The sequence below is a fragment of the Chitinophaga rupis genome (assembly GCF_900109685.1).
GTDB lineage: Bacteria > Bacteroidota > Bacteroidia > Chitinophagales > Chitinophagaceae > Chitinophaga > Chitinophaga rupis.
The window spans coordinates 136,665-157,841 of record NZ_FOBB01000004.1; the positions used below are offsets into that span (position 1 = coordinate 136,665).

Here is a 21,177-nt window from a genome sequence, read left to right on the forward strand (position 1 = left end):
TATGAACAGGGATATAACCGGAAAAACAATTGTGATCACCGGCGCTTCCAGCGGCGCTGGCAGGGCTGCTGCGGTGGAGCTGGCTGCCAGCAGGCCCTCACTGGTACTGGCTGGCAGAAATACCGTTTCGCTGGAAGAAGTGGCTGAAGAATGCAGGGAATTTGGTGCAGATGTACTGGTGGTACCTACAGATGTAACCGATGCTGCTGCCATGAAAAAGCTGGCCGCTACAGCCCATGACTGGGGTTTAGGTATAGATGTATGGATCAATAACGCCGGTGTGCTGGCAGCAGGTGATTTTGATGAAACACCCCTGGAAGTGCATAACCAGGTAGTAGCCACCAACCTGCTGGGTTATATGAGCGGCGTACATGCTGTACTGCCTTATTTTAAGCAGCAGCGCCATGGTATTATCATCAACAACATTTCCATTGGCGGCTATTTGCCGGTGCCTTATGGCGCCGGGTACACCGCCAGCAAATTCGGACTGCGCGGCTTTTCAGAGGCGCTTAAAGGCGAGCTTAGCCCGTGGCCGGAGATCTATGTTTGCGACCTCTTTCCCCATTTCCTGAATACGCCGGGCATACTGCATGCAGGTAATTATACCGGTAAGGTATTAAAGCCTGCGCCGCCGGTGCAAGACCCGGTTAAAGTGGCCAGGTCGATTGCTGCACTTATCAGAGATCCAAAGTCTGCTAGCTATACCCTTCCTTCGCTGATATTTAAAGCGGCACATACCGTATTCCCCGGATTGACCACAAAAATCACCGGTATGGTAATACGTAAATACTTTAGCTTAGCAGAACCCATTGCCCGCACAAACGGCAACCTCTTTAATACGGTGGATTATGGTATGAGCACCAAGGGCGTTTTTCCGGCAGCCGGCACTATCAATAAAGCAAGGCGCAAAGCTACGGCAATGGGTTTCCTGGCAGGTTTTGCCATCGGCATTTATTTGTTGTCAAAAGGGAGCTCAAAATAAAAGCGGTTTAAAATGATTGCATATCACGGCAGGACAACAGGCATTTTATATACCTGCTTTGTCCTTTTTTTTGCTGCTGCCTGCTCTACCTCAAAAAGAGGATTATTTACAAAGCAAACAGCCCATGAGCAATATGCCAGCCGCCTTACCGATGCAGGGCTTGCCAGCAGCGCCCTGGGCAGCTTATGGTTTGCCGCAGCGGAAAAGGCCCTGGCACGCCCGCTAAGCATTACCTTACCTTATAAGGAAACCGGCTATTTTGCAGCAGAGAAACCGGATGCAGCAGGTTACCTGTTCCCGGCCCGCCGGGGTGATGTGCTAAAGATTGCCATAACCGGGAAACCAACCAGCAGCTTCAAAATTTTTGCAGACCTGTGGCAGCCGGCAGCCGCTAATGAGAAACCTGTTCTGCTGGCGGCAGCAGATACCACTTCCTGGACCCTGCAACATGAAGTAAAGGCTGATGGCCGTTTTTTACTGCGCCTGCAACCTGAATTATTACGCAGCGGTGAATATACCGTTACTATTACTACTGCGCCCTCCCTGGCTTTCCCGGTGCCGGGCAGCACACAGCCGCGTATTGGCAGCTTCTGGGGCGCTAACCGGGATGGCGGCAGCCGCAGCCACGAAGGCATTGATATTTTCGGCAAATTCAGAACACCGGTTATATCAGCAGCCGATGGCTTTATCAGCAGCACCCGTGAAAACAAGCTGGGAGGCCGGGTCATCTTCCTGAACCCGGATGGAAAACCTTACAGCTTGTACTATGCCCATCTTGATTCAGTGCTGGTACGCGAAGGACAAAAAGTAAAGCTGGGCGATACTATTGGTTTAATGGGTAATACCGGTAATGCCCGCAATACGGCTACCCATCTGCATTTTGGCATTTATACCAATGGAGGCGCCATAGACCCGCTTCCTTTTGTGAACAGGGACCGGCCAGCACCTGCTGAAGTAACAGCAGCTACAGTCCTGTTGCAGCACATTATCCGCAATACCGGCGCTACCTCTCTGATCGCATCTCCCGTAAAGAACGGCACACTCATAGAAAAACTACCGGCCAACCGGGTAATGCAGGTAATGGCTGCTACCGGCAGCTGGTATAAAGTAGCATTGCCTGACAGCCGGGAAGGATTTGTGGAAAGCAAAGCAGTATCCGCACAGCCCTATAAAAAGCAGCTGGCTAAAAATGCTACCCCTTTGCTGGATGCACCTGATACCGCAGCAGCGGTAAAAATCACCATTCCTGCAGGCGCTGACATAGACATTTTAGGTGATCAGGGCGCCTACCGGTTTATAACATACGGGAAGCAAAAAGGCTGGGTGCAGCTGTAACAGTCATTACATTTTACTCCGGTACAAACAGCAGCGCATCTGCCAGCAGATCGCCCTGCACACCTTCAGGTAATGCAATGCTTACGTAAAAAGGGCTGCCGCTGCTGTATTCATAAGTGCCCAGGGAGATCCATTCATTCCCATTTTCCACTAAAGACGGCGTAATGGTTTGCAGCCCGTTGGCAGCAGCAATCGTAAATGCTGCAGTTGATGCTTTATTGGCACGGGCTAAATTGTAATAGTAAATAGTATAACGCCCGTTAAATTGCATGGGCGGGTTAAAACGCACGCTGCTGGCGGCGGAGCCAGGTGCCACGGATAGCAGTATAGAGGTGGCATACTGGTTGGCAGACCTTAATCTTTGCCAGGTACCGGTAGTGCGTACATAAGCGGTATCCGCATCATCTACCTGCACTTCAGGTATGCTGCCATCTGCCAGCGGATCCTGTTTCAGCTTTTGCTGCACGGCAGTAACATCTATATCCTGGATAGCCTGCTGGTTGTTAATAGCCTGCACAGCGGCAACAGCGGCCGACTGTCCCAGCACCATAAACACAGGCTCCATGCGTATGGAGCCATAGGCAATATGTGTAGCGGACAAACAAACCGGCACCAGTAAATTCCTACACTCTGCTGCTTTGGGTACTATTGAACGGTAGCTGATAGCATATGGGTTCAGCACACCTACCTGTACATCCCCTTCATTTTTTACCATACCGTTCACCACTATACGCTGGCAGTTATGGGAATCCATAGAGTAAGCGCCCAGGCCAATACCGTCCGTTGCCTTCACGCGCCCCTCGCAGTTAGCCTGCGTCATTACATAGGCGCTTACCATACGGCGCGCTTCGCGTATGTACAGCTGAAAGGTCCAGTTACTATTGTCTGAATATTCATCTTTAGGGTAACCCCATTTTAACATCAGCGGGCGAATGTTGGCCTTTACCCGTGGGTCATGGCCCAGGAAGTACAGCCATCCTTTTGTATAGTCCTCATGCATTTTAAAGATCTGCCGCCGGGTCATATAATCTGCTTCCGCATAATCATAGTTCATGCCGATCATATCTGTAGAAAAAGGACCGTTGTTATTGATGTCTGTTTTATTATTTGGCATAACATCAAACTTTAAACCGCCCATAAGGCTGGTCCAGGGCGTTTTGGCCATGGAACGCAATGCCAGCTCATAACGCGTGGAATCATAGTTATCCGGGCGGGTAATGGGAATCATATTGGCGGCTACGTTGGTAAGGCAAATACGGAAGTTGTAGGCCTGCACCTTTGCATCGCCACTGCCGGGTGCTGCCAGCGATGCAGGGCTAATACCCCATAACAGGCCGCTTTCCGGCTGGCCGGGTGTTCTGTAGGGATCTATGCTGTCTGCAAACTGGTGTTTATCGCGCAGCTGTACGCCGTTGTAGGTTTCCTGGTACTGGGTATTGGCTTCGCGGCCCACGGTATAGCTTACACCGGCTTTGGCCATCAGGTCGCCTTCATAGCTGCAGTCAATAAATATTTTTGCGGTGATGGTCCTTATTGAATCGTTATTGCAGTCAACTTTAATAAGGTTAATGGATTGTATGTTGCCCTGCTGTACGGTGGCCTGAGTAAGATAATAGCGGTACAGCACGGGTACGGCGGCGTTTTGAATATAGCTGTTAATAAGCGCTTCCGCTACATGCGGCTCAAAGATCCATTGCTCAAATTTCCCGTAATGCTGGCCAATACGCCGGTAAAAATTCCGTCCCAGGCCGGTGATAGCGTATTTATTGCCAATGTCTGTCATGCCCAGGCCGCCGGTGGTCATGCCGCCCAGGTGACTACCGGGATCGATCAGCAGTACTGTTTTACCCATTTTTTTGGCGGTATAGGCAGCTATTACCCCGGCGGCGGTACCACCATAAATGCAAATATCATAGCTGTTTGCCTGCTGTGCAGCCAGCGGCTGGGGGGGTATTAAAAAAAGGAGGGTGACAAGCAGTAAGCAGCCTGCTTTTGTAGGGGTCCATTTTCGTGTGATCATTACTGTTAGTTTAAATTTGAGGTGATCCCTAAAATAGGAATGAGGGTGCGGGCAGGCGTATCGGGTTATAGGTATAGTACTTTATTTAAGGTACGGTTTTTAACTGCGGTACCGGTTCAGCTGACTAAATAGTGTAATGGGCAAAACGGCTTATACTAAATACTTTTCCCTGATAAAATTGCAATGATGCTGGTTATGCCCCACTGCCATCCAGCCTAAGCTGCGGGCGGAGTAAATTATTTTCTTGTCCGGGAAGTCTTTAAAATCCAGCATTGCCGGTGTCATGCTGCTGAACAGGCTTATAGTAGCATCGCGGATGGTGATCAGCTCATCCCGTATATCTGCCAGGGTACGGTTAGCCGCATTAAAATCTTTAGGATAGGTATCCCCTGCGGGCGGCACTTCCAGGTCAACATCTATTTGCCGGGAGTAGCAAAAAGCTTTGTAGGCGTAGTAGCGTTCATCATCGGCCAGGTGAATAAAAACCTGCTTTACCGTCCATTTGTCTTCCGCGTATCTAAAATCTTCTTTTGACACCGGAATGGAGCTGATCAGGTCAAGCATCTGCTGTTTATTATGCTGCAAAGCTGCTATCAGGTCATCGCCGGGCGCCAGGTTAAAAAAGTAAGGATACCAGGCAGGTGCATCATCTGCATTTGGACGGCCGATCTTTAACATATGGGTTTAATGAATTGTGCTTTACCGGATAAATTTAGTACATACCTCTTTACTATTAAAGTGTTATACAGGAATAGATGTAAATAATACTCTTTTTGCTTTTTCGGGAAAAAACCTATATTCGCCTCAACGAACAATGAAGAGATTACAGTGATGTAATTATCAACCAATTAGCTTAAATCGTATAGAAGAATTTCCTGTACTTATTATAATTACTATATATAAGCACAATACAGTGATCATTTTTGCCTGATGATGTTGTCCAAAATCTAATCCGCCAATACCGGAATGATACCTTATAGAAATAATTCGCTGACATAAATTAATACTATGAAATTTTTTACGACGGTGTGCGTATGCATCTTCATGGTTTGCCGTCTGCAGGCGCAAACAGACATGGATGCTATTATGCTGAATAAAAATGTACTGTGCGTGGGTGGCATGTACAGCCATAACAGCTGGAAGAACTACTGGGAAGGCACCTTTAAAAGGGACAATGAGAACCTGGGTACCGTAAGCACACAAATGATTGGCATAATGGGCAACTATGGTATTACCAGTAAATTAAATGTGCTGTTTAACCTGCCCTATGTGCAAACCAAAGCTACCAACGGCACCCTGAAAGGCCTGAAGGGAGTGCAGGACCTTGGACTTTCCGTGAAATATAAGATCCATACTTTCTCCATTGGGAAAAAGAGCAGGTTAGCTGCTTTTGCCATCGGCAATTTCTCCTTTCCGGTCACCAATTATGTAGCTGACTTTTTGCCCATGTCCATTGGGCTTCACAGCAAGAACCTCACTTTCAGGGGCATGCTTGATTACCAGCTTGGTAAATTCTTCACCACCGCATCCGGATACTATACTTTAAGAAGCAATATCAGGATAGACCGCACCGCTTATTATGATACGGAAATGCATCTTACCAACGAGGTGGATATGCCCAATGTGGCCGGCTTTAATGCAAGAGCAGGTTACAGAAGCCGTACCTGGATAGCAGAAGCGGTTTTGGATAATATGAATACGCTGGGCGGTTTTGATATCAGGAAGAATGATATGCCGTTCCCAAGCAATAAGATGAACGCCACTATGACCGGCGTTAATTTCAAATATTCATTTGCCAGGGCCCTTCGCGGCCTTGAGCTAACAGCCGGTGCAAAGTATACGGTTGCAGGCAGGAATGTGGGCCAGGCCACTATAGTGAATGGCGGCGTTTTTTACCTGATGGACTTTTCAAAAAAACATGCAACTTATGAAAACTAATCTTAGCTATAAATTACTGATGGTAACAGTGCTTAGTGCGCTGGTATACTGGTCGTGCTCAAAGGACCTGAATGACCGCTCTGACAGCTATCCTGCACTAACACCCACCAGCATTGACCTGGATGCCGGTACATGGAAACCTGTGCTGCTGACCACACCCGGCGAATTTGCCGTTGCAGCGCCAGTGGCCACCAACACCCCCGCCTATATAGCGGAGCTGAATGAAATAAAAGGTTTGCAGCGCAACCTTAGCGACAACGATAAAAAGATCATTCAATACTGGAGCGCCGGTGCGGTATTAAGGTGGAACGAAATATTACGTGAGCTGGTAGCAAAATATAACTTACCTCCTTATCAGAATCCGGATAACACGTATCCTGCACCCAGTGCAGCTAATCCGTTTGCCTATCCTTATTTTCCGTTTGCCAATCCGCCCTATGCAGCGCGGGCCTATGCCTATGTAAGCGCGGCCCAGTATGATGCGCTGGTAGCAACCTGGCATTATAAGAAATTATACAACCGTGCAGCGCCGTATAAAGTGGATTCACTGGTACAGGCCCTGGTTCCCAGGTCGGACCTGCCCTCTTACCCCAGTGAAGATGCTGCAGTTGCCGGAGCCGCTGTAGAAATGCTGAAATTATTATTCCCCGGCGAGGTGGCTTACATTCAGCAAAAAGCCGATGAGCAGGAACGGTACCGGATTATGGCAGGGGCTAATGTACGCAGCGAAATTGAGGCCGGTGAAGCGTTGGGAAAGCTGGTAGCGCAAAAATTCTCTGCCAGGGGAAGAGCTGACCGGGCAGGGCAGGCCATAGGCAATCCTGACATCTGGAAAAAATTTGAAACCGATACAGAAGCAAAGGGAGAGGTTTGCTGGTTTAGCCTCGAATCTCCCAAAAGGCCGCCCATGCTGCCTTTATTTTCAAAAGTAAAGGGCTTTTTATGCGACTCAATGGATATTATTAATATGCGCCCGGCGCCGCCGCCCTCTACCTCTTCACAGCAATTCAAAGAGGAAACAGAAGAAGTGTTATACTACAGCCAGCATCCTACCCGCGACCGTTTGCGCATTGTGCATTTCTGGGCCGATGGCGCCGGCACCTACACTCCTGCCGGCCACTGGGATGCCATTGCAGCCGATGAATTTGTAAAAGAGCATTACAGCGAGGTAAGATGGGCCAGGAACTATGCGCTGATCAATATGGCATTAATGGATGCTGCTATTGCCTGCTGGGATGCTAAGTATTTTTATTTTAATCCCAGGCCTTCGCAGTCGGATCCGAATATTAAAACATTAACGGGCGTACCTAATTTCCCTTCCTATACATCCGGCCACTCAACGTTCAGCGCTGCGGCGGCCACTGTGTTAACGCACCTGCTGCCTGACCGGGGATCCAAATTCAATGACATGGCTACAGAAGCTTCTATGTCGCGCTTATACGGCGCTATCCATTATCGGAGTGATTGTACCATGGGACTGGAAAGCGGTAGAAAAGTGGGTGAGCGTGCTGTGTTAAGGGCGCAAACGGATGGGGCGGAGTAAGCTGAAAGCGTAAAGCAGAAAGCAGAAAGCTGAGGACCGTATGTTCATGGCTTTTTGCTTTATTCTTTCTGCTTTTGGCTTTATGCTTTTTGCTTTCCGCTTTCTGCTTTACGCTTTGTGCTTTACGCTTTGTGCTTTCTGCTCTTTATATTTGCTGCTGTTTCCCGTATTACAATATGAACGAACAGGAACGCATACCGGCGGGTATCAGCACTATTGAAGGAATATCTGTTTTCAATGAAAAGAGTATTAATATGGAGGAGTATGCCCCCATGATCAATAAACCTTTCCGTGCAGAAACAGGCGGCTTCTTTCTTGTTACCAGCGGCGCTATGCGGCTGCAATGCAATCTTGAAACCCTTACCTGCACCCGGGGCTGCATTTACTTCATTATCCAGGGGTTTATTTATACCATTGAAGACATCTCTGAAGATTGCACTTTTGCCGGTATTACCATGGACACTGATTTTCTTATGAAAAGCGGTATCCACGTTACCGGTAGTGAACTGTTCCAGATGACCGCCTCCGGCATCAACCACCAGTACAGCATTAATGACAGTGAGGTGGAAATGATCACCACTATGCTGGATATATTAACCGCCAAGCTTACCAATAGCGATCCCCTTTATTTTCAGAAAGAGGTGATCCAGCATCAGCTCATGGCGTTACTTTATGAAACCGGGTCTATTTTCAGGAAGTACAACGATTTTCAATCCATAAAGCTTAACCGCAAAGAAGATCTTACCGCCAGGTTCCTGGACCTTTTACGGCTGCATGTTAAAAGTGAACGCAGCCTCCAGTTCTATGCCAACCGCCTGTCTGTAACAACCGGCCATCTTACAAAGGTTATTAAACAGGTGATCGGCAAACCGGCTGGTGAGCTGATAGATACGGCCGTGATAACGGAGGCCCAGATACTGCTCAGCAACCCCGCAGTGAGTGTGGCGCAGGCAGCAGAAGAGCTGCAGTTCAGCGACCAATCCTTTTTTGGGAAATACTTTAAAAAACACACCGGCCTCTCTCCCTCCACTTATAAGCAGACCGTTAAAAATGGAAAAAATAATCTGTTTTGACCAATTTTGGCTATAATCAGACCTTTTACACCCCTCTTTTTTTATCCAATTTTGCATCGTCAGTTTCGTATTCAACTGATCTGTGAGAAATGGGTAACAGCTTATCAGGTAAAATTGCGCTTGTTGTTGATGGAACCAGTTATGTGGGTAAAGGCATTGTGCAGGCTTTTCTTGAAGAAAATGCAACGGTAGTGGTACCGGCTTCCAGTGTAAGTGATATTGCCGGCTTAAAAGCCGCGCTGCAAAGCGTTCCGCAGGATAAACTGGTTACCTTTCTCACAGATATAGCCGACTATGCGAAGGTGAAGGATTATGCGGATATGCTCTATAACCAGTTTAAACGTATAGACCTGGCAGTTACCTATATAAATGCCAGCCGCAATACCCGCTCTTTCCTGCAAACTGATATTGAAGAATGGCAAACAATGGGCAACAGCCTTACCGCTTATTTTGCAGCCAGCAGGGCGCTGTTCACCTTAATGCAGGACCCCGGCAGCATGTATGTTACCATGAGCAATGCAGCGCACCTTGCACGTAAGCCGCACACCAGCCTGCACCACCTTTCCAGCCTGTTCCAGATGGAAATTGCAGGCCTGTTTGCGCGGGAAAAGCACAAGATCAAAACCAGGTACCATCATGTGTATATTGAAAATGTTATTGCTCCCGTAATGGTAGGGCAATTCATTATAAAACTGTACTGTGGCCAGGCAGCAGCGCCGGAGAAAATATTTCAATGCTGCATTACTAAAACTTTTCATAACGAAATAATACAGGCTATACTGAAGGATTAAGCTATGTCATAAACACAGCTGCCATACTATACTCCGCTATGGAGCGGCTATACTATTGCCTGTGAGGTAGCGTAACACTAAATATTTAATTATACGAATAATGAAAAAAACAACAGCTGTAAGTACAGGAACTGCAGGATTGGTCTTATGTCTTTTAATACCAGCATTAATGATCCAGGGATGCAAGGGAACGGCAGAAGGGCAAAACGCCGCCGGCGCCCCGCCGCAAAAGCTGCCCGTTATTACCATACAACCCGCACAAGCCAGGGTAACAACCGTGTATAGCAGCACCCTGGAAGGCGTAGTGAATGTTGAAGTAAGGCCCCAGGTATCCGGAAGCCTGCTGAAAATCTATGTAGATGAAGGCGCCCTGGTGCGGGCCGGCCAGCCGCTGTTCTTTATAGATGACCGTGTATACCGGCAGCAGTTGAACACTGCCCTTGGCACCTTACATAATGCAGAAGCCAACATGGAATCTGCCCGCATAAATGTTACAAAAACGGAAACCCTGGTACAGAACAAGGTAAGCTCTAATATAAACCTTGAAACAGCCAAAGCAGCTTTTGCTGCTGCCAAAGCGGTGGTAGAACAGGCACAGGCTGCGGTAGAAAACGCACGCATAAACATAGGTTATTGCACCATTACAGCCCCGGTGAGCGGTTATATAGGACGCATTCCGTTTAAGCTGGGCAGCCTGGTATCCCCTACCGGTACCACGCCGCTTACATTATTATCAGACACGCATAACGTGAACGCCTACTTCAGTATGGGTGAGCGCGATTTTGTGAACTTTGAAAAGCAGCACCCCGGCAATAATACGGCGCAAATGCTGGATCATGTTCCAGCGGTGTCCCTGCAATTGCCGGATGGCAGCCTGTATGCTGAGAAAGGAAAAATAACCGCTGTAGAAGGCCAGTTTGATAAAGGAACCGGCTCTATTACTTTAAGGGCCACTTTTCCCAATAACAAGTCCATACTGCGTTCCGGCAATACCGGTAAAATACTGATAGATCAGCAGTTTGATAACGTGCTGTTATTACCCATTGCATCTACCATGGAAATACAGGATAAAATATATGCCTTTACAGTAGATAACGGCAATAAGGTGAAACAGGTGCCCTTACAGTCATCCGGCAAAACCGGTACGGACTACATTATTACGGGCGGCCTGCAACCCGGCGCCAGGGTGGTAAGCCAGGGCTTTGAACGCCTGCAGAACGGAATGACCATTACGCCGGAACCGGCAAAATAAATTCCTGACAAACAAACCAGGCGATCTTCTAAACCGTTGAGTGGCGTTTGCATATGCTGTTTTTAACACAGCGCATTGCAACATAAAACATGTGATCCATTATGCTTAAAAAATTCATAACAAGACCCGTTCTTGCAACAGTGATATCCCTGATATTGGTAATACTGGGTATTGTGGGTATGACCTCGCTTCCCATTACACAGTTCCCGGATATTGCACCGCCCTGTATAACGGTAAGCACCGTATACCCCGGCGCCAGCAGTGATGTAATAGCCCGCTCTGTAGCGCCCCCGCTGGAAGATGCCATCAATGGCGTGGAAGACATGACCTACATGACCTCTACTTCCAGTAACGATGGTACCCTTACCATTAATGTATATTTTAAGCTGGGGGTGAACCCTGACCAGGCCGCGGTGAATGTACAGAACCGCGTATCCCAGGCTACCAGCCAGCTGCCCGCAGAAGTGATCCAGTACGGTATCACCACCTTAAAACAGCAGAACAGCACCATTATGTTCCTGGCTATAACAGCTACAGATCCATCATACGATGAAACCTTTCTGCAGAACTATGCCAAAATAAATATAGTGCCTGAAATAAAACGTGTGAATGGTGTGGGTCAGGCAAACGTATTTGGCAATAAGGATTATTCTATGCGCGTTTGGCTGAAGCCGCAGATAATGGCCGCTTACGGCATTACGCCGCAGGAAGTGGCCGCCGCCATACAGGACCAGAACCTGGAAGCCGCACCGGGCCGGTTTGGGCAAAGCACGCCGGAGGCCATGGAATATGCTATTAAATACAAGGGCAAACTCTCTACCCCGGAAAGCTATGAGAACATTATTGTACGCGCCAACACAGACGGCTCTGTACTAAGGCTGAAAGATGTAGCGCGGGTAGAGCTGGGTGCATTCAACTACACCATCAACGCTACCTTCAATAAAAATAAAACAGTAGTAGCCGGCATTTATCAAACAGCAGGTTCCAATGCAAATGAAATAGAGACACAGCTGCAGGCAAAAATGAAGGAGCTCTCAAAATCCTTTCCGCCGGGTATTACGTATGAAATACCTTACAGCTCCAAGAAATCGCTGGATGAATCCATTAACCAGGTGATACACACACTTATTGAAGCTTTTGTGCTGGTGTTTATTGTGGTGTTCATCTTTTTGCAGGATTTCCGGTCTACCCTTATTCCTGCCATTGCGGTGCCGGTATCTATTATAGGTACATTCTTCTTTATGAAGATCTTTGGCTTCTCCATTAACATACTTACGTTGTTTGCGCTGGTACTGGCCATTGGTATTGTGGTGGATGATGCCATTGTAGTGGTGGAGGCCGTGCATGCCAAAATGGAAAAGCGGAAGCTGCCTGCCAGGGCGGCTACGGTATCGGCTATGAGCGAGATCACCGGCGCCATTGTATCCATTACACTGGTGATGTCGGCGGTGTTCTTACCCGTAGGTTTTATGGATGGGCCAACGGGCGTATTCTACCGGCAGTTTGCATTAACGCTGGCTATTGCCATCCTGATCTCTGCGGTGAATGCGCTTACCTTAAGCCCTGCGCTTTGTGCCTTGTTCCTGAAGGATGCGCATAGCCATGCTACCGGTGAAAAAGGTGAACATCCCCAACAGAAGACCAGCTTTGGCAAACGCTTCTTTGCAGGGTTTAATGCAGGCTTTAATAAGCTCACCACCCGTTACGGCCTCTCCGTGCTTTTCTTAATAAAAAAGAAATGGGTGGGCTTTACAGCGCTGGCCGGCGTTTTTGCCCTGCTGGTGTTTTTGGCCAAAACAACGCCTACCGGTTTTATACCGGATGAAGACCAGGGCTTTTTGATCGTATCCGTTTCACTGCCGCCCGGCGCTTCACTGGAACGTACAAACGAAGCCATGATAAAAGGGCGGGATATGATCTCCTCATTCCCCTTTGTAAAGAATACCGTGTCTGTTTCCGGTCTTAACATTTTAACGAACAGCGCCAGCTCTTCGGCCGGTTTAATGCTGGTACAGCTGAAAGACCTGGAAGAACGGGGAAAAACAAAAGATATAAACCAGATCCTGGGAATGCTGCAAGGCACGCTCATGGATGTGAAAGGCGCCTCCTTTTATGTGCTGGCATTACCTACGGTACAGGGCTTTGGTACCACTACCGGTATTGATATGGTACTGCAGGACCGCACCGCAGGCAGCATAGATAAATTTAATCAGGTGACCCAGGGATTTCTTGGGGAACTAATGAAACAGCCGGAAATAGCCCTTGCATTTACCACCTTTAACACCGGGTACCCGCAGTATGAGATGGAAATAGATGAAATGAAGACCAAACAGCTAGGCGTTAATGTAAAGGACCTGGTAACGGTAATGCAAGGGTTTTACGGCAGTATGCAGGCATCGGACTTTAACCGCTTTGGCAAGTACTACCGCGTAGTGCTGCAATCCGCAGCAGAAGACCGTGCGGACCTTTCTTCACTGGATGGTATTTCAGTGTCGAACCGCGATGGACAAATGGTGCCGGTAAAAACACTGATCAACATGAAACGGGTGTACGGTACAGAAACGGTTGACCACTTTAACATGTTCAACGCTATCAGTGCAACGGTAATGCCTAAACCGGGATTTAGTACCGGCCAGGCCATTACCGCTATTGAGCGCGTGAAGGCCACCAATTTACCAACAGGCTATACTACTAACTGGAAAGGGCTTACCCGGGAAGAACAATCTGCAGGCAGTAAAACCATTTTCATATTTGCGTTATGCCTGGTGTTTGTGTACCTGCTGCTAAGCGCGCAGTATGAAAGCTACCTGCTGCCGTTTTCCGTTATGCTCTCCATCCCTACCGGGTTATTGGGCGTATTTATAGGAATAAAGATCGGCGGTATAGAGAACAACATTTATGTACAGGTAGCCCTGATCATGCTCATAGGCCTGCTGGCAAAGAATGCCATCCTTATTGTGGAGTATGCAGTACAGCGCCGGCGTGCCGGTAAATCGCTGGTAGCTGCAGCCGTAGACGGCGCCAAGGCAAGGCTGCGCCCTATTATTATGACCTCCCTTGCCTTTATTGCAGGCCTTATACCGCTGCTGCGCGCCGTAGGCCCCTCTGCCCTTGGTAACCACTCCATAGGCTGGGCAGCTGTTGTAGGCATGTTAAGCGGGGTGCTGCTGGGCATATTCATTATACCCGTATTGTTTGTAGTGTTCCAATACCTGCAGGAGCTGGTAAAGCGCCCCTCAAAACACGAGGCGTACGATGAATACGGACAAGCCATACCCGGGCATATTTAAAAAACATTTTTACCTGGTGGCGGTACAGCCGCCATCAGCTTTTGATCTCATAAACAGTGGCAGATATGTATAAGTATAAACGGTCCGTTCTTTTTCTTTGTGCAATGGTGATCACCGCTGCAGTTAATTCCTGCGTAACGCAGAAGTACAAGGCCCCGGCACTGGACCTGCCGGCTGCTTTCCGCACAGACAGCGCCGGCAATGTGTCTGATTCCGGCATAGCTACTATCTCTTACCATGCCTTTTTCACCGACCCGGTGCTGCTGCAATTAATAGACAGCGGTATAACGCACAACTATAACCTGCAGGTGGCCATCAAACAAATTGATTATGCCGCGCAGGCCTTTAAACAGGCTAAATGGAACAATGCCCCCACGGTTAACCTTACCGTAGGGCAGGCCTCTATTTCCCGGCCTTCAGACAACAGCCTGAATGGGCTTACTGCCAGCCAGTTCCTGGGCCAGAGCTATATAGCAGATTATACCACCGGTTTAAACATCTCCTGGGAAGCAGATATATGGGGTAAGATAAAAAGCCGGAAAGATGCTGCACTGGCTGACTACCTTGGATCACAGGAAGCGGCAAAAGCAGTACAAACAAAGCTGGTATCTGATATTGCACAAGGATATTATAATCTGCTGATGCTGGATACGCAACTGGAAGTAACCCGTAAAAGCATTGCTTTATACGACAGCTCTATTGCCGTAACCACCATGCTGCGGGACGCCGGTAATGTAACCACGCTGGCCATACAGCAGCTGGAAGCATCGCGTGAGCAGGCTGCATCCATGCTGCCGCAGCTGGAGCAGCAATTATTGGCGCAGGAAAATGCACTGTCAGTACTTACCGGTAAAAACCCCGGTAAAATAGGCCGCACAGGAGGCATCTCATCCTTATCATTACACGAAACATTATCAGCCGGCATTCCCGCAAACATGGTAAGCCGCCGGCCGGATATACGCCAGTCTGAAATGACGTTGATGCAAGCACATGCTATGATGAACGTATCCCGCGCCAGCATGTACCCTTCTTTAACCATTACCGGCCAGGGTGGCCTGAATGCTTTTGATGCAGGTAACTGGTTTAAGATACCCGGTTCCCTTTTTGCTACCGGCGCAGGTTCACTGGTGCAACCTTTATTACAGAATAAACGCTTAAAAACACAATACGAACAATCAAAGATAAGCCGCGAACAGGCGGAGCTGCAGTTCAAACAATCGGTATTAACAGCGCTGGGCGAGGTATCCAATTCCCTTTCACAGATTGTTAAGCTAAAGGAACAGGAGCAGCATACCAGCCGGCAGGTGCTGGTATTAGAACAGGCGGTAAAAAATTCCAGCCTGCTGTATGATACCGGCGATGCCAGCTACCTGGAAGTATTGACGGCACAGAATAATAAGCTGCAGGCCGACCTTAGCCTGGCTGGTTTGCAACGGCAGCGTTTGAGCGCGGAAGTAATATTATACCAGGCTTTGGGTGGAGGCTGGCAATAGGTTATAGTGTTATGTTACAGTATGTAACAGTTGTAGGTTTTAAACCGGCCGGGGCATTCCTACCCTGGCCTTTTTATTTTGTTATGGTTTAATGATACTTTTTGCTGCCATCTGCCCGCCGCAGAAAATGCATTCTGTAAAAGCCCTTGTAGGCAATACCGAAAGTACCTTCGTAATATCCATTGCCAAGCCGGCTATTGGTTTTTGAGAAACCTGTGGTGGCATATCCCGTACTTATAAAAACCGAAAAAAATTGAAATTCACTTATTCTGAAATATTTATTGAGCGTTACACCTGCTATCAGCCCATTTGCAGTTTGTATATCGTACGACCGGTGCAGGTCTTTTTCATTAATAACTTCAAATACACTGCTCGTCCACCCAATGTAGGGCTCCACCGAAATATTGTGCTTAAGATCTATTGAGTAGCCAACATAATAATCCAGCTTAATGGGATTAAGTTCTGCCGAGGGGGTTAAAGTATCGCTTCCGAAAGCAAGATCTGTTTTAGGTCTTATGGTCCAGGGTTTAAATCTAAAGCCTATGGTAAAATTCTTATACGCCACCGCAAGCGCCAGTGATCCGCCGAAATGATTGCCAAGCCACTGTTTGGTCTTATTATTGTAAGCGTATCCTGAAACGCCTATTTCGGCCCGTATCCCAAATCCGGAAACCTTTGTACAGGCAAACGCGGGGTATGGTTCGTAAAAAGAATACCCGGTAACGGTGTCGGTACCGCATGTTATCTCACGGCTGTATTGCTGTCCATAACAACAGGCCGTACTGAGAACGGCCAGGAGCAACAGGCATCTTTTCATTCTAGCGCGTTGGGGTGTATAATTATCCATTGGCTAAATTTATAAACTGTTCAGGCTTTTACCAACTGGATATGTATATGAAGTTACAGGCAGCCAAATGACTGGTAGCTACTTACTTTATTTGCCAGATCAGGCAGATAAACATAAAATATTTTCAATACATTTAGGCTGATTAAATGTATCCCTTACCAAAACATCATTGACTTTCATGAAAGTTATAAGAAGTCTTTGGGGATTAGTTGTCCTGGCTTTATTCTCATGCCAACCAGGTGATGCCCAGGTCTCTGACAGTATAATTTTTAAAGATAGCCTCGGGCACATCCTAAGCCAAGCTGACCTTGCAGCTACTACGGGCCAGGTAAATTATGAAATTATGAATAACCACCCTATTAACACAGCAGCTAAACAATTGCATGAAGAAGCAAGAGTATTGGGACAATCAGGCCAATATGATGAATCCATCAGGAAACTTGAAGCGGCAATGGATCTTGAACCCACATGGGCATACCCGGTTTATGACCTGGCCTTTACCTACCTGTTGAAAGGTGATTCCGCTAAGGCATTACAATTCTATCAAAAAACGGATGAGCTGCAACCCAAAGGCTTCTTTACTACCAAGACAGCATTATATACCCTGGAAGGTGAAAAAGCAGGTAAATTCCCCAGTGGTTTGTATATGGCGTATATGCAGATCGAATGGACACAAGATGCAAATGAAAAATTTCAGATCGCAAGAACTATTACAGACCATGTGCCTGACTTTGCGCCTGCATGGAAAGAGCTGGCAAACTTACTGGATGATAATACACAGCGGCTGAACGTGATAGACACCGGACTTTCCAAAGCGCCTGATGCTGAAACACAAGGCGTTTTGCTCATTAACAAGGCTATTATCCTGGATGACAGTGGTAAAAAGGAAGAGGCTAAGAAAATCCTGGGCGATTTAATTTTCTCTGCCGCAACAACCACAGCTAATGTGGAGCTGGCAAAATTTGCATTAAAGTCAATAGCGGAGAATAAGCAATAGCCGTATTTAATTTACGGCTACCAGACTATTGTTATTTTGTTTCAGCTTAGGACTGGCGCGAAATCAATTAACAAAAAGCAAACACTTATATGTTTGGGGAGAAAACAGACTTTATCTTCATAGCATCCGCATTCAGTCTTTTTGCGGTGCTATTCTTTGGATACTTTTTCTTATATGCCTATGGCAAGTATTTCGGCAAAGAGGTAAATGCAGTAATAATAGCTACGCCCGGCTCCGCAGGACGTAAAAATAACAAGGCTGTAGTTGCCGTAGACAGCGAAGCGTATGATTATTGTTTATCCAGGGGCGAGTACAACAGCGGTAAGTTCCAGGTAGGAACAACCATAAAAGTAAGAGTGGTGCCTATAATAGGCACAATTGTAACTAATACTGATTATCCCGAATTGCCGGTAGCCATTATTTATTGGTGTTTGGTATTGGCTTTAGGGAAACATTTTTTAAAAAGTAGCAATGAAGCAATCAAAGGTTACTCATTGATCACTCACACAAAGCTGCTGCGAATTTTTTTGTAGTATAGGCTTTCAGTAATTTCCCTGCGGCCGCCAGTGTTTGAGTAACCCTGCTATCGGGCTGTATGATCTTTTGATCCTCCATGTAGCGAATGGCTGCGCCATCTTTTGCGTATATACGATATTCGCTTTGGGTTACTTCTCCCCCGGCAGAGCCGCCAATAAGCTTTTCATAGGAAAAGATAAAGTTACCGGATTGGTAATAGTATTCTTTTTTCCAGCTGCCATCCCCGATACTCCCGGATTCTATGATCTTTACAATCTCTTTGCCCTTAAAGAAGTATTGTACAATGCCATCCTCCACGCAGCCGTCGGACTCATACTTGAATTGCTCCTGTTTCAGCGATAGGGTATTGATCTCTTTGAATGCAGCACGAATAGCTGAAATATCCGTTTCAGTATTTTTCTGTTGAGCATGAAGGCTCAGAACAGGCAAAGCAATTGTCAATAACAGGGTAATTATAATCCGATTCATTGAGCTGGAAGTTTCTGTAGTAAACATATTAAATTTTAATAACAAAAAAGAGCCGGGCAATATTCTCTTTGGTAGAGTTATATCCAGGAAGTATATTTAATTACCTGATAAAAAACAATATGGAACCAAAATTTGAAAAATTTTTCACAGATTTTTTCAAGCCGGAAGGTGCTGATGATGCCCTAATCGACGGAATAAGTAAGCGATTAGATTTTAAGTTGCCCGGCGATTATTTAGATGTAATGAGGACTTTTAACGGGGGCGATGGCGAAATTGGCAAAAACAGCTACCTGGTATTGTTCCCCATCAATGAGCTTATTGAAACAAATAGTGATTACGAACTACTAATGAAGCAAATCCCCGGTTTCTTTCTATTTGGAAAGGACGCAGCGGATACCGGTTATGCTTTTCGAAAGACGGATCTATCCTATCATTCTTTCGGCCTAATGTCAAACTTCAAGACGGATTTTATTACCTATATCAGTAATGATTTCGAAGGATTTCTAAACTTTCTTTATATGCATGCATGAGTGTACCCGATTAACTTCAACAGGTTTCATTTATCAGGATAGGTATAACTGTTGCTTGTCTCCCCGGTTGCTGATACTTCTATGGCGCTGCTTTAAATCCTAAATCAAATTAAATAATCAATAATTCCGTGGAACTGCTGTATTATTTTTGCCACGGGTAAAAGTAAAAGAGATCGGCCAGTTTATATAATGAAGTACATTGTTTTCGCACTGTTTTGTTTTTATTGCCTTGGAGTCACTGCTCAGACAACGGTTAAGATCTTGTCATGGAACTTAAAAGATTTTGGAAGATCAAAGGATGGTCCGGAGATAAATTTTATTGCAAATACGGTAAAAGCATATGATCTGATTGCCATCCAGGAAGTTGTAGCTGGCTTTAGCGGCTCCCAGGCCGTAGCCCGTTTAGTTGATGCGCTTAACAGGAGCGGTGGCAAATGGGACTATGCAGTGAGTGAGATCACTTCCGGAAGTTCTTTACATAAAGCCGAGCGGTATGCATTTATATGGAAAGCGAAAAAAGTTACAAGGGTTGGCCGTCCATGGCTTGAGCAAAAATATGGACTTCTCATCGAACGGGAGCCATTCTATGGCCGGTTTAAAATTGCCGGCAGAACATTCACACTTGTGAACTTTCATGCAATACCCAAATCCAGGCAGCCGGAGACTGAGATCAAGTATTTTAAATTCTTGCCAGGGTCCTATCCGGATGACAATCTGATCTTTTGCGGTGACTTTAATGTTCCAGCATCTCATACCGTATTTAATCCCTTGAAAAAGATGGGCTATACCGCTATGCTTAAGGGACAGAAAACGTCACTCAGGCAGCAATGTATCAATGGAGATTGTCTGGCCTCTGAGTTTGATAACTTTTACTTTAATCCCTCAACGATCAAGTTACTTAGTGGTGGTGTGATCCATTTTTACAGGGATTTTATAGACTTAAAGGTAGCGAGGAAACTTTCTGATCACGTTCCGGTCTTTGTTGTCTATGAGCTTTAATATTCATGTACCATAATTATCCGTTTGCGCGCGCCGGGAGGGTTCTTAAGGTTTGCAAAACGGGTTTTACTTTCAGACGGACAATAATGCCTGTTCATTTTTTTTAAAGCTGCGGTGAATGATGGATGGCTTTTGCAGTTTTAGGCACCTGCATACAGGTGATACATGCTTTGGTATACAAGGAAAAGAATAAATTAAATATTGAATGACGGAAAACATACAGGACTCTGGTACACGAACATCTATGAATGAATTAAAGGAACAATACGGTGAACAACACTGGTGGAGCTGGTTTGAAGAAACTGCATCACTGAATGATGAACCGGTATATATTGGATATATAACGGGGCCATTGCAGATTGATGGTGATCTCATCCTCGATGAAGATCCCTGGGCGATCATCATTGACGGAAATGTGGAAGTTAAAGGAACCATTATTTGTAAAACACCCGAAGAGCGCGTGAGTACGCTCATGATTTTGGGAAAATTACAGGCGCGTAATCTCTTCTTCTCAGGCGGTGCGCGTGTGGCAATTGAAGACGATGCCACCCTGTACGGCTTTGTTGTAGGTACCTGGGGTGATGGAGGAGCGAGCCTCAATGTGACTGGAACCCTCACTGCACGCGGTGTATTGCTCGATGCCCATACACCGGCCAAAGCAACAAAACAAATCGATGCCCTGATTATGTGTGGCGAGGGTTGGCCAGCAAAACCCGATTTCCTCGACGGTGACCAACCAGAACTTTTTGATCCTGGTGTACTCGACAGAGGCGGCCCCTTTGTTGACTTAAACCTTGTTCGCAATGCGGCGCAGGCCGGGGCGCCCGTATTCGATCAGGCTGCAGAACAGGCAAGGAGAAAGGCTAAAGGCTTACTTATATAATGGATAAATTAAAGCTTATTAATGCTGTGACACAAAAGCTCATCGAATAAATGATCAGCCACAATTTGTACTTAAAGCGGAAATTGATATTCATTCATGGCAGTGCAGCGCACCAAAGTAGGCATAAGCCTTTATGACTTCGCTTTGTGAACCGGATTGGATTCGAACCAATGGCCTTCCCGGCTTATAGCCGGGATGC

The 21,177-nt window shown here is 46.7% G+C and carries 18 protein-coding genes; 14 read left to right on the forward strand and 4 right to left on the reverse strand.

Translation table 11 applies throughout. The features are described from left to right. Nucleotide 1: 1 nt before the first annotated feature. Together BMZ54_RS17405 and BMZ54_RS17410 are read left to right on the forward strand one after the other, a co-directional pair. Complete coding sequence (locus tag BMZ54_RS17405) at nt 2–982, forward strand: SDR family oxidoreductase (protein WP_089914555.1); 981 nt, start codon at nt 2–4, stop codon at nt 980–982. Nucleotides 983–994: 12 nt separating this feature from the next. Continuing rightward, nucleotides 995–2,317: a M23 family metallopeptidase gene (locus BMZ54_RS17410; protein WP_089914559.1), complete on the forward strand. Its 1,323-nt coding sequence runs from the start codon at nt 995–997 to the stop codon at nt 2,315–2,317. A 13-nt stretch (nt 2,318–2,330) separates the two neighbouring features. On the opposite strand, the gene BMZ54_RS17415 is transcribed toward BMZ54_RS17410, so the two are convergent. Further along, nucleotides 2,331–4,337 (reverse strand): FAD-dependent oxidoreductase, encoded by a 2,007-nt coding sequence (locus BMZ54_RS17415; RefSeq protein ID WP_089914562.1) that lies wholly within the window; start codon nt 4,335–4,337, stop codon nt 2,331–2,333. A 150-nt stretch (nt 4,338–4,487) separates the two neighbouring features. Continuing rightward, nucleotides 4,488–5,015, reverse strand: coding sequence for a DinB family protein (locus BMZ54_RS17420; protein WP_089914566.1), 528 nt, complete (start codon nt 5,013–5,015; stop codon nt 4,488–4,490). A gap of 330 nt (nt 5,016–5,345) precedes the next feature. Here BMZ54_RS17420 and BMZ54_RS17425 point away from each other — a divergent pair, with 330 nt between their 5' ends. The 7 genes from BMZ54_RS17425 (at nt 5,346) to BMZ54_RS17455 (ending at nt 15,717) form a co-directional block, all read left to right on the forward strand. Continuing rightward, a complete protein-coding gene (locus tag BMZ54_RS17425; protein ID WP_089914569.1) occupies nt 5,346–6,275 on the forward strand; it encodes a hypothetical protein in 930 nt (309 codons plus the stop codon). Then, on the forward strand, nt 6,265–7,818 hold the full coding sequence (locus BMZ54_RS17430) for a vanadium-dependent haloperoxidase (RefSeq protein WP_089914572.1): 1,554 nt from the start codon (nt 6,265–6,267) through the stop codon (nt 7,816–7,818). The genes BMZ54_RS17425 and BMZ54_RS17430 overlap by 11 nt, the downstream gene beginning before the upstream one ends. 176 nt (nt 7,819–7,994) lie before the next feature. Then, nucleotides 7,995–8,891, forward strand: coding sequence for a helix-turn-helix domain-containing protein (locus tag BMZ54_RS17435; protein ID WP_089914575.1), 897 nt, complete (start codon nt 7,995–7,997; stop codon nt 8,889–8,891). An 89-nt stretch (nt 8,892–8,980) separates the two neighbouring features. Beyond that, entirely contained in the window at nt 8,981–9,682 is a 702-nt protein-coding gene (locus BMZ54_RS17440; RefSeq protein ID WP_089914577.1) for an SDR family NAD(P)-dependent oxidoreductase, read from the forward strand. 100 nt (nt 9,683–9,782) lie between these two features. After that, nucleotides 9,783–10,934 carry an efflux RND transporter periplasmic adaptor subunit gene (locus BMZ54_RS17445; RefSeq protein WP_089914580.1) on the forward strand — a complete coding sequence of 384 codons (1,152 nt, stop codon included), beginning with the start codon at nt 9,783–9,785 and terminating at the stop codon, nt 10,932–10,934. A 101-nt stretch (nt 10,935–11,035) separates the two neighbouring features. After that, the gene (locus BMZ54_RS17450) at nt 11,036–14,224 is read left to right on the forward strand and encodes an efflux RND transporter permease subunit (protein ID WP_089914583.1); all 3,189 of its coding nucleotides are present in this window, start codon (nt 11,036–11,038) and stop codon (nt 14,222–14,224) included. A gap of 65 nt (nt 14,225–14,289) precedes the next feature. Further along, the gene (locus tag BMZ54_RS17455) at nt 14,290–15,717 is read left to right on the forward strand and encodes an efflux transporter outer membrane subunit (RefSeq protein WP_089914586.1); all 1,428 of its coding nucleotides are present in this window, start codon (nt 14,290–14,292) and stop codon (nt 15,715–15,717) included. Nucleotides 15,718–15,805: 88 nt separating this feature from the next. On the opposite strand, the gene BMZ54_RS17460 is transcribed toward BMZ54_RS17455, so the two are convergent. Beyond that, a complete protein-coding gene (locus BMZ54_RS17460) occupies nt 15,806–16,534 on the reverse strand; it encodes a hypothetical protein (protein WP_143081045.1) in 729 nt (242 codons plus the stop codon). Between the two features lie 373 nt (nt 16,535–16,907). Between BMZ54_RS17460 and BMZ54_RS17465 the strand changes: the two genes are divergently transcribed. Both BMZ54_RS17465 and BMZ54_RS17470 read left to right on the forward strand, forming a co-directional pair. Then, nucleotides 16,908–17,561, forward strand: a complete 654-nt coding sequence (locus BMZ54_RS17465) for a tetratricopeptide repeat protein (RefSeq protein WP_202909278.1) — start codon at nt 16,908–16,910, stop codon at nt 17,559–17,561. An 89-nt stretch (nt 17,562–17,650) separates the two neighbouring features. After that, nucleotides 17,651–18,094, forward strand: a complete 444-nt coding sequence (locus BMZ54_RS17470; protein WP_089914594.1) for a hypothetical protein — start codon at nt 17,651–17,653, stop codon at nt 18,092–18,094. On the opposite strand, the gene BMZ54_RS17475 is transcribed toward BMZ54_RS17470, so the two are convergent. Next, nucleotides 18,060–18,566, reverse strand: coding sequence for a hypothetical protein (locus BMZ54_RS17475; protein ID WP_143081046.1), 507 nt, complete (start codon nt 18,564–18,566; stop codon nt 18,060–18,062). The genes BMZ54_RS17470 and BMZ54_RS17475 overlap by 35 nt on opposite strands. Nucleotides 18,567–18,685: 119 nt before the next feature. Between BMZ54_RS17475 and BMZ54_RS17480 the strand changes: the two genes are divergently transcribed. From BMZ54_RS17480 to BMZ54_RS17490, 3 genes are all read left to right on the forward strand, one after another. Next, complete coding sequence (locus BMZ54_RS17480; RefSeq protein ID WP_089914600.1) at nt 18,686–19,096, forward strand: SMI1/KNR4 family protein; 411 nt, start codon at nt 18,686–18,688, stop codon at nt 19,094–19,096. A 189-nt stretch (nt 19,097–19,285) separates the two neighbouring features. Beyond that, nucleotides 19,286–20,095 (forward strand): endonuclease/exonuclease/phosphatase family protein, encoded by an 810-nt coding sequence (locus BMZ54_RS17485; protein ID WP_089914602.1) that lies wholly within the window; start codon nt 19,286–19,288, stop codon nt 20,093–20,095. Between the two features lie 244 nt (nt 20,096–20,339). Further along, nucleotides 20,340–20,978, forward strand: coding sequence for a hypothetical protein (locus BMZ54_RS17490; protein ID WP_143081047.1), 639 nt, complete (start codon nt 20,340–20,342; stop codon nt 20,976–20,978). Nucleotides 20,979–21,177 lie beyond the last annotated feature (199 nt).

What these genes read in the sequence shown, in the direction of transcription:
- BMZ54_RS17405 (WP_089914555.1), top strand. Translation starts at nt 2, where the DNA reads ATGAACAGGGATATAACCGGAAAAACAATTGTGATCACCGGCGCTTCC.
- BMZ54_RS17410 (WP_089914559.1), top strand. Translation starts at nt 995, where the DNA reads ATGATTGCATATCACGGCAGGACAACAGGCATTTTATATACCTGCTTT.
- BMZ54_RS17415 (WP_089914562.1), bottom strand. Translation starts at nt 4,337, where the DNA reads ATGATCACACGAAAATGGACCCCTACAAAAGCAGGCTGCTTACTGCTT.
- BMZ54_RS17420 (WP_089914566.1), bottom strand. Translation starts at nt 5,015, where the DNA reads ATGTTAAAGATCGGCCGTCCAAATGCAGATGATGCACCTGCCTGGTAT.
- BMZ54_RS17425 (WP_089914569.1), top strand. Translation starts at nt 5,346, where the DNA reads ATGAAATTTTTTACGACGGTGTGCGTATGCATCTTCATGGTTTGCCGT.
- BMZ54_RS17430 (WP_089914572.1), top strand. Translation starts at nt 6,265, where the DNA reads ATGAAAACTAATCTTAGCTATAAATTACTGATGGTAACAGTGCTTAGT.
- BMZ54_RS17435 (WP_089914575.1), top strand. Translation starts at nt 7,995, where the DNA reads ATGAACGAACAGGAACGCATACCGGCGGGTATCAGCACTATTGAAGGA.
- BMZ54_RS17440 (WP_089914577.1), top strand. Translation starts at nt 8,981, where the DNA reads ATGGGTAACAGCTTATCAGGTAAAATTGCGCTTGTTGTTGATGGAACC.
- BMZ54_RS17445 (WP_089914580.1), top strand. Translation starts at nt 9,783, where the DNA reads ATGAAAAAAACAACAGCTGTAAGTACAGGAACTGCAGGATTGGTCTTA.
- BMZ54_RS17450 (WP_089914583.1), top strand. Translation starts at nt 11,036, where the DNA reads ATGCTTAAAAAATTCATAACAAGACCCGTTCTTGCAACAGTGATATCC.
- BMZ54_RS17455 (WP_089914586.1), top strand. Translation starts at nt 14,290, where the DNA reads ATGTATAAGTATAAACGGTCCGTTCTTTTTCTTTGTGCAATGGTGATC.
- BMZ54_RS17460 (WP_143081045.1), bottom strand. Translation starts at nt 16,534, where the DNA reads ATGAAAAGATGCCTGTTGCTCCTGGCCGTTCTCAGTACGGCCTGTTGT.
- BMZ54_RS17465 (WP_202909278.1), top strand. Translation starts at nt 16,908, where the DNA reads ATGAATAACCACCCTATTAACACAGCAGCTAAACAATTGCATGAAGAA.
- BMZ54_RS17470 (WP_089914594.1), top strand. Translation starts at nt 17,651, where the DNA reads ATGTTTGGGGAGAAAACAGACTTTATCTTCATAGCATCCGCATTCAGT.
- BMZ54_RS17475 (WP_143081046.1), bottom strand. Translation starts at nt 18,566, where the DNA reads ATGAATCGGATTATAATTACCCTGTTATTGACAATTGCTTTGCCTGTT.
- BMZ54_RS17480 (WP_089914600.1), top strand. Translation starts at nt 18,686, where the DNA reads ATGGAACCAAAATTTGAAAAATTTTTCACAGATTTTTTCAAGCCGGAA.
- BMZ54_RS17485 (WP_089914602.1), top strand. Translation starts at nt 19,286, where the DNA reads ATGAAGTACATTGTTTTCGCACTGTTTTGTTTTTATTGCCTTGGAGTC.
- BMZ54_RS17490 (WP_143081047.1), top strand. Translation starts at nt 20,340, where the DNA reads ATGAATGAATTAAAGGAACAATACGGTGAACAACACTGGTGGAGCTGG.